General features: G+C 51.2%; 6 protein-coding genes. 1 reads left to right on the top strand and 5 read right to left on the bottom strand.

All coding sequences use genetic code 11. The annotated features are described in order from the left end of the window. Positions 1 to 105: 105 nt before the first annotated feature. Entirely contained in the window at positions 106 to 522 is a 417-nt protein-coding gene (gene tnpA, locus VXK47_RS20580) for an IS200/IS605 family transposase (RefSeq protein ID WP_435550665.1), read from the top strand. Between the two features lie 268 nt (positions 523 to 790). On the opposite strand, the gene VXK47_RS20575 is transcribed toward tnpA, so the two are convergent. The 5 genes from VXK47_RS20575 to cobN form a co-directional block, all read right to left on the bottom strand. Next, the gene (locus VXK47_RS20575) at positions 791 to 1,249 is read right to left on the bottom strand and encodes a hypothetical protein (protein WP_435550664.1); all 459 of its coding nucleotides are present in this window, start codon (positions 1,247 to 1,249) and stop codon (positions 791 to 793) included. 186 nt (positions 1,250 to 1,435) lie between these two features. Next, a complete protein-coding gene (locus VXK47_RS20570) occupies positions 1,436 to 1,621 on the bottom strand; it encodes a TonB C-terminal domain-containing protein (RefSeq protein WP_435550663.1) in 186 nt (61 codons plus the stop codon). 138 nt (positions 1,622 to 1,759) lie between these two features. After that, the gene (locus VXK47_RS20565; protein WP_435550662.1) at positions 1,760 to 2,818 is read right to left on the bottom strand and encodes an ATP-binding protein; all 1,059 of its coding nucleotides are present in this window, start codon (positions 2,816 to 2,818) and stop codon (positions 1,760 to 1,762) included. Next, entirely contained in the window at positions 2,815 to 4,845 is a 2,031-nt protein-coding gene (locus VXK47_RS20560; protein WP_435550661.1) for a magnesium chelatase subunit D family protein, read from the bottom strand. The genes VXK47_RS20565 and VXK47_RS20560 overlap by 4 nt, the downstream gene beginning before the upstream one ends. Before the next feature lie 7 nt (positions 4,846 to 4,852). Beyond that, complete coding sequence (gene cobN / locus VXK47_RS20555) at positions 4,853 to 8,773, bottom strand: cobaltochelatase subunit CobN (protein WP_435550660.1); 3,921 nt, start codon at positions 8,771 to 8,773, stop codon at positions 4,853 to 4,855. Positions 8,774 to 8,801 lie beyond the last annotated feature (28 nt).

The following is an 8,801-nucleotide window of genomic DNA, read 5'->3' as shown; positions in this document are numbered from 1 at the left end:
AATGTTCCCGCTCTATCTCCAAGCTTTCAATAGTTTCTTCCATCGGCTTCCTCCTATGGTCTGAATGCTTAACAAGCAATCAGACTATAGGCGAAATATCTCGCCTTGTCAAGTTTTTACCCATATTTATGTCGCAGACCCCTGGTATTTGTTTCTAAATACCGTCACAGAAAGATATACGGAGAAATCAGAAAGAAAATTGGAGGAATCATCAGGGATTTGTGTCGACAGAAAGGGATCGAGTTGCATGAGGGACATGCGAAATCGGACCATATCCATTTACTTGTGAGTATTCCGCCAAAATACAGTGTTTCGAATACGGCAGGATTTATAAAAGGTAAAAGCGCAATCAGGATTCATCGGGAGGTTTTAAATGTCAAGAGGATGACCGGATTAAGCTTTTGGTCGACAGGATATTGTGTAAGCACAGTTGGATTAGACGAAGAAACAATAAGAAAATATATCCAAGAGCAAGATAAACAAGACGAATGGATGTTTAGCCCCTTCTGGGGCTTTCCCTAAGATAATGCCTCCTTCGAGGAGGCTTCATCAAACCACGTCCTATGGGCGTGGTAGGTGATTTAGCTGCCGGGAGATATTCGCTTCGTCGCGTATGTTAATTTTTTCACCGGATTTCACCGAACAGAAATTACAGTTGTATATGCATCCGTCAGCGATAATAACAGGGATCACATCGTAATCCGAATGCCGGGTGTCCGGTGGAAGCACAGATATAGAACTTCCGATGATACTGTGAATATCGGGTTCGTCGGGCAAGCCGGAATTATTATTAATTATTTTTTTCAGCAGCGCTCTTTTCTGAATAAGCCGGTTCATCGATAATATCTTTTAAATTACGTACAAAGCATTGAAGGGAATTAAGGGCATTCAAAACATATTGGCTTTTAAATGGCCTGTAGTCGAAAATCGAGTTGGAATCATAATTGAGGCATAGTGTGTAGTATTCGCCTTCATATGCGAAAGCATTATTGTAACCCATACCTGCAGTGTAAAATATCCAGTCATTTCCTTTTGTGAGTTTCAGCCAGTCTTCACGAGACCAATCACCACGCTTTCCGCTAATTATTTTCGCCCTGCCGTTTAAATCAAAGATATATTCGTAATCTTCTGTTCGAATCTTTATATAATTTCCATAACGGATTGGATGGGACGCTTTGCTGTATTTATCTAAACCTGACTCTCTTGAAACGGAGAATTTATTTAGCTTTGAAGCGCACTCGGCTGGCATAAAAATTTATCAGTTTGTTTAAAATTTGAAGTATTTTCGTGTAATAAATTATAATGTTATCATAATATACATATTTTGAATAGTAGCAACAACAGTAAAAGTCAACTAAGGAGAAACAAAGGGCCAGGCGAATCATACTCAATAATGCTTACCTTGCTATCATTAACTATTTCATTGAATAATATATTAATTCTTATTAACAGGTTGTAAGTTACCGGTGCTTTCAGCTCTCAGCTTAACTTTTGCAGGCGGTCTCGAAAAAGGCGACGCGATCTTAACCGCTTCCATAACGCTTTTGTCCAGAATTTCCTTCCCGGAACTCTGGTATGCAGCAACAGAAATTGCCGCCGGAGCTTCGGTTCCTGTCAGCAAGTCCTGCTGGGCAATAACTGGCCGGGTAGAACCACCGTTGGTTCAACGGGCAGTTGTTTTGGTTGAACAGGCGTCTGTTTCATCTACCCAATAGGTTTCAGACTTGATTCCCGGCAGCCGTGAGCATGACGTTTCCGTTCATACCCCCGCTTTCTGTATGGCCTGTTTTTGTCGCCGCAATGTTTCGACATCCACCACGATGTCCTGAAGCGGCTGCCGGCGGATTCTGTGGGGCAGGGCCAGCTCCGCTGCGACGCCGATATCATCCTTGGTCACCCGGGTGCGTCCGTTGTAAGCCGCCAGGGTTTTGGCCACTTTCAGGATGATGATGTCGCCGCGATGGCCATCTACTCCAACATCCAGACAGTACCCGGCAATCTCGTACAATAGCGGCCGGTCGATAATAACATCCGGATAAAGTGCGATCGCTTTTTCGATTTTCTCCACCAATATTCTGGATTCGTCTTCCCACAGCCCGCAAAAACTTTCGGGAGATTCATCAAAGGCCAAACGCCTTTCCATGATGGCCACGCGGGCATTGGAATCATTGATACCCCCGATGTTCACGCAGAGCCCAAACCGGTCCAGAAGCTGGGGACGTAATTCGCCTTCTTCCGGGTTCATGGTGCCCACCAGGGTAAAGCGAGCGGGATGGGAAAAGCTCACCCCTTCCCGCTCGATCGTGTTCACGCCCATAGCCGCTGAATCGAGCAGCACATCCACCACATGGTCATCCAGCAGATTCACCTCGTCAACATAGAGAATTCCCCGATGGGCCGCTGCCAGAATGCCGGGCTCCACCCGCTTTTCACCTTTTTTAAGGGCATGTTCCATATCCATTGTTCCCACCACGCGGTCTTCTGTGGCCCCTACCGGCAGCTCAACCACGCGGATGCCGCGTTTGACGGTCTCTCCCGGTTCGGGGGGCTCCATTTTACGATGACATGCCGTGCGGGCGCATTCCCGGCACACCTCGTGCGTCTCGTTGGCAGACAATTGAAAAGGGCAATCCCGAACCATCTCGATGGCGGGAAGGATCTCCGCCAGAGCGCGAACCGCCGTGGACTTGGCAGTGCCTTTTTCACCGCGGATCAGGACTCCGGAAAGGGTGGGATTGATGATATTTAAAATCAGGGCCAGCTTCATTTTATCCTGGCCCACAATGGCGACAAACGGGTAAACGGATTTTTGGTTCATTGAGCATTCTCCTTTGCTATATTCAGAAGGCTTTCGCTCTTCAGATCTTCAATTTTATAATATTGCGCATTCATCGCGCCTGCCAGTTTTTGGGCCAGCCCGAACTTAACCAGCCCCTGGCTCTCCGTATCAACGACTATGATGCGGATTCGTCCGTCATCGCTAAGCCGGGCGGCAAAATCAACGGCTTCATCCATCGGTTTTTTTTCTCCCAGGGATACATTCGATCTGCCGTCGGTAATAATGATCACGATGGGTCTGGCAGTGGGCTCGCGCAGCAGGTAATTACGCAAAACTTCATATGTCTTGGCTATACCTGCTGACAGCGGTGTGCGTCCTCCCACCGGCATTTCCCGTAAAAGTCCTGCGGCCAGCTCGATGGAGGAAGTGGGCGGCAGATTCACCACGGCTTCTGATTTTCGAAAAGATATCATGGCGACCCGGTCCCGTTTCTGATAGGCATCCAGCAATAGCGACATAATAGCACCCTTGGAGGCGATCATCCGGCTGCGGGCTCCCATGGAGCCGCTGGCATCCACCAGAAACAGCAGAAAATTGCCGATCCGCCGCTCCCGGATTTTTTCACGGATATCTTCGGATCGCAGCACCACGGCAAGACCGCTTGCATTTTCCCGGTGCAACTGGTGCGGGGCCGCAGCCCGAAGTGTTGCATCCAGCGCCACGTCCCCGGTTCCGGCAACAGATGTGCTTTTTACATAACGCCCCTGTTTCTGGGCAATCCGGGTGCGGGATCTGCGGCCTGAACCCCGTCGAAGCACCCGGTCTTTGGGAGTTGTGAATTTTTTAACCTTAAACGTTTCTCCCGTCTCGAAAATCTGATCGATGACATCGTTTTTCCGTTCCTGATCATTGGGTTGAGAATCAGGACGGGACTCCCAGGAATCAGCCGGAGGCCCCGTTTCCTCCGGCTGATTGCCCTGCCCGGATTCCCGTGAATCCTGTTCCTGGTTTTCCCGGCTGTCTTCCTGCTCATCTGCGTTATCTTCGGAAGGAGGCTCCTCCTTTTGATCGTGGTCGTGTTGCGGCGGCAGAGGCGGTGGAGACGGTGCAGCCTCGCGTTTTCTGTGGGTGAGAGCCAGCATGGCCACTTCACGGATATCGTCTATCGTAACTTCGGCGTGTTCCCTAAACGCAGCCATGGCTCTCGCGGCCTGCTCGATGACCAGGTCGGCCCGGTGTCCGGCCACGTTGTTTTCCGTACAGATTTCACAGATCAGGGTTCTTATGTGACGGGGCATTGTGATACTGTTTAAAAACTCGCTGGCAACGACAATCTGCCGGGCAATCCTGTTATTTTCGCTTTCAAAGCGCCGGATAAAACCCGAAGGGTCGGCATCGAATTCTTCCCGCCGCTGTATCAGCGTTGCACGGTTTTCCGGATCTTTTTCCGAAGAGATTTCTGCACAGAGGCCGAAACGATCCAGAAGCTGGGGTCTGAGCTCGCCTTCTTCCGGATTCATGGTTCCCACCAGAATAAACCGCGAGGAATGCGCAAAGGATATGCCCTCCCGCTCGATCACATTCCGTCCGGATGCCGCCGCATCCAGAATAATATCCACAATGTGATCATCCAGAAGGTTCACTTCATCCACATACAAAATCCCCCGGTGGGCTTTGGCAAGAAGCCCAGGCTGCAACACCCGGCGCCCTTTTTTAATCGCCTGGTTGAAATCGATTCCGCCTGCGACCCGATCTTCCGTGGCGTTTAACGGAAGAGTGATTACCCGGGTTTGCCGCAGGCTTTCCTGAATCGAGCCGTCATTTTGCCGGCACAGATCGCAGAAATCATGAAGCCGGCCAGGGTCGCAGGAATACGGACAGCCTCTAACAACGCTGATTTCGGGCAGCAAAGCCGCCAGAGCGCGAACCGCCGTGGACTTGGCCGTGCCTTTTTCTCCCCGGATCAATACACCGCCGACGGCCGGGTTCACGGCATTGAGAATCAGAGCCTGTTTCAGTTGATCCTGACCCACAATCGCTGAAAACGGATATACTTGATGATGCATGGTCTGGTTATAACTCCTTTTTGACGATTTCGCGCGCGGCTGTCATCTTGGTTTTTACTTCGGTCATCATGACATCCCAGTTCGCAACATCTTCTGTCGTAAGAATATCCACAGATCCGCCCTGAAAGTCCCCTTTGATATCCCCCATGCCTTCTTCGATGCAGCCTTCGATCTCCAGATAACGTTCCTTGAGCGATTCCAGCACCTCGGAATCGGCGGTCCAGAGGCCGCGGCTTTCGGCTTCCAGAAGTCTTCTGCCGATTTCTTCCAGGGCCCAGGGGTTGTTCTTTTCAAAAAATTCCCGGTTTTCCTTATCCAGCATGAAAGTTTTGGCGATATCATCGAAAATCCAGTCATCCACTTCCTGGGTTGTCGCTTCCCAGCCATATACCCGGCCGACCCGGCTGGAAATGTCTCCGGCGCCTTTGTATCCATGGCGCTTCATCCCTTCGATCCACTTGGGATTCAAGAGCTTGGTGCGCACCACTCTTCGAATTTCATCCGCAAGATCACCGACGGAAACATTTTCGGGCTCCCGGGTGTCGCCATAATAGCTTTTTACCGCCTTGCCGGAGATGTTTCGCGCTGCGGCCGTCATCCCGCCGTGAGTGCCATAATAGCAGCAGCATCCAAACAGATCATATTCATCGGTAACCACCTTGTTGAAAGTGACATCCACACTTTTTAAGGAATGGATCAGTTCTTTCTGTGATTCCTCTCCAAACACATCCTTGCCGTATGCATAGCCGTTCCAGTAAACAAAAATGTCCGTCAGATCGGCTTCAGTTTTCCATGCCGACGCATACACCGCCAGATTGACCCCCGGCATATAGGTGCCGGGTTTAGAGGAAAACACCCGATAGGTGGCCTTTCGCCAGGCAGCAAGGTCTTCGGGGGGCGCATTTTCCGCCCGGATTTTTTCCAGGGCGTGCTTGCGGATAAAATTCATCTCTTCCGGTTCATCCAGCGAAGCCACCGCATGTATGGCCTGATCCACCAGCTCAAGACAGTTGTAAAAATTATCCCTGGAAATCCCGGAGGCGCGAATCGTTACATCCACGCGGGGTCTTCCCAGTTCTTCCAATGGGATGATTTCAAACCCATTCACCTTGCCGTTTGTCAGCCAGGAGGGCTTGACGCCGATCAGGGACATGATCTGGCCCATGCCTTCGCCATCGGACCACATGATATCGGTGCACATCCAGAAAATGGCCACGTTTTCCGGGATGCGGCCTTCCTCTTTTTCGTGCTTTTCGATCAGCGCTACAGCCAGTTTTTCGCCGATCTTGTAAGCCGCCAGCGTGGGGACTTTTTCCGGGTACAGGGAATAGAAATTCCGGCCCGTGGGAAGAATATCGTCCCGGCCTCTGGTAATCAGTCCGGATGGCCCGGATGGCAGATATCCGCCCTCAAAGCCGTGCTGCAACGCATCGATCTCCCGGGAAGCATCAATACGCAAATCCAGATCATCAATGTGCTCACGCAGGCCTTCAAGCAGTTCCAGTTCTGCCGGGTTCTTCATGTAAGCGCCCAGGATTTCTGCTGCCCTGGCCTTGAACTGACCGTTGCCGCTTGTAAGTAATTCACGAATAACATTTTTGCCGAGACCTTCGATTTCTTCCAGAAGCTGACCGTAACTGAGCATAAAACCATCATGTACCATGCCCTGATCCTTCAACAGTTCGGCCAGATCAAGACCCATGACGCGGCAGATGATTTTTCGAAGTGAGTTTTTCTCTCCGGCGTCAAAGCGCAGTATGGCGTTGATAAAATCGACCCGCTGATCACCATCTGGAATTTCGCCGAAAATGTGCATACCGTCCTGAATCTGGGTATTTCGAATGCGGCCTAAAGCTTCATGGGTTTTGCGGACGGTTTCGGCAAAAGGATTATCCGCCTTGTAACGGATTTCATGGGTAAGATCGGTCTTTTCAATTCCTTCCATGATAAGATGCTCCAGCGTATGCGCCCGGCCCTTATCGGTTATTTTAGCCTGTTCGAATTCGGCCAGCAGGCGGTCCAGTTCTTCCAGCCCTTCGTAAAGTCCTCCCTGCTGCATCACGGTTTGCATGTGATCGACCAAGGTCGCATATGACCTGCGCTTGGCAATTGTGCCCTCCGGCGGATTGTCCGCATTGTATATGTAAAGATGGGGCAGTGTGTGAATGGCCAGATCCGGCAAGCAGGATTCCGAAAGTCCCACGCCTTTTCCGGGCAGAAATTCCAGGTTGCCGTGCGTGCCGACGTGCACCACCGCGTGCGCGCCGAAGGTATCTTCAATATAGCGGTAGGTGGCCAGATACTGGTGAGGCGGCGGTACATCCGGATCATGCAGTATCTTGCACACCCGCCCGTCGCATTTGGGCCCGGCGCAACCCCGTTTGGGCTGAACGCAGACAACCGCGTTTCCGTAGTCAACGCCGGTCACCAGGATGGTGTCCTCGTAAACCATAGCCGGAGGAATGCCGTTGAGTTCTTCTCCGGGCGGGTTTCCCCAGGCCTCGCTTATGCGCTTTCTGGTTTTTTCCGGAAAGGTTTCCCACCATTTCAGATAATCGGAAAGGTTCACCCGGCCAAGTGTGCCGCCCTTGGACACGATTTCATCCACGGTGGTCCAGCGGAACTCGGAGATGGCTTTTCGCTCTATAATGGTATCGATCAGCTCCTTTCCTGTTTCAGGAGGATTGACCAGGTAACCTTTTGCCGCCATGTCCTTTAGAATACGAGCCACGCTCTCTAAGGTATCCAGATGAGCGCCGACGCCGACCGTAGCTTCCACCGAAGCGCACGGGTTATTGTGCAGAACAAAGGCCACCTTCCTTTCTGCAACCGGGGTGCGGCGAAGCCGAACCCATTGGGCCACGCGGGAAGCCAGCCTGGCGCATCGTTCGGCAATGGCAACCCGGTCTTCCACAGTTTCCCCGCTCTTTTCGTCCTGGCTGTTTTTTCCGGCTCCCACAATCATCGGCTCGATAATGCCCTCAAATTCCGGCAAGGCCACAGACCATGCAATGCCGGCTCCGATTCCCTGGCCGTCTTCCTCCCATTGCTCAATGGTTTTGTAATAGGCGGTGATGGGGCCAAAAACCGGCACATCCAATTCTTTTAAAAGTCTGACTCCGGGAGTGGCGTTTTTGCCGTCCGAAAGATCCGGCTGTCCGGACATGCTTTCCAAGAAAAAAGGCTGCAATTTAATCAGCGCATCAATTCGGGCTGTGCCGTCTTCCCGGATGAATACATCCCTAACCACCTGACCGCTGCTTCGGGTTCCCAGTCCGTCATCCCGAACGTTGTAAGAAAAGACCGGAATCACATTTAACCCCTTGGATTCCAGCGCCCCGATGATGGTGTCTTCCACATTAAGACTTTCACTGACCCAGTAAGCGCGGGAGATCAACATGCCGACAGTGGGCCGGTCGTCCGGTGGTTGATACCATGCCTGATAATCCGCCAGCGTGTCAAAATGCCTGACACTTGCACGGGGATGATAAAAGCCTTCCCATGGCACCGGCTTGGGCGCTTCGGCTGTGATTTCAAGTTCCAGCACTTTTGCACCCATATACCGGAACATATTTGCGTAGTTTTCCTCTCCACCCAACGTAAAGTAACTGTAACAGGTTGCTGCCACATCCATTTTCACCGAAGAGAAAGCCCACAGGGAAGGGTCATATCCAACGCAGACAACGGGCAAATCGGGTATATTTTTCAACTCTTTTTCGATGGGTTCCCAGAAGGCTTCGGTAGATCGGTAGAAAAAGGCAAGGTCGGCGGTTTTAAGCTCCTGGATGGCCTCTTCTATCATCAGGGGATCTTCATTCAGCCGGGTGCTGGAAAAGATTTTTATATCCAGCCAGTCCAATCCGTTTGCCGCCCGCAGCAACAGCGGCAGATGACTCTTCCATGCAATGGCGCAAATTGAAATTTTCATATTGTGTTACTCCTTATTTAAATATTGA

Source organism: Desulfobacterium sp. N47, from assembly GCF_051233685.1.
Lineage (GTDB): Bacteria > Desulfobacterota > Desulfobacteria > Desulfobacterales > RPRI01 > RPRI01.
Note: the sequence above shows the minus strand (reverse complement) of the source record. Positions and strands in the feature narration are given on the sequence as shown.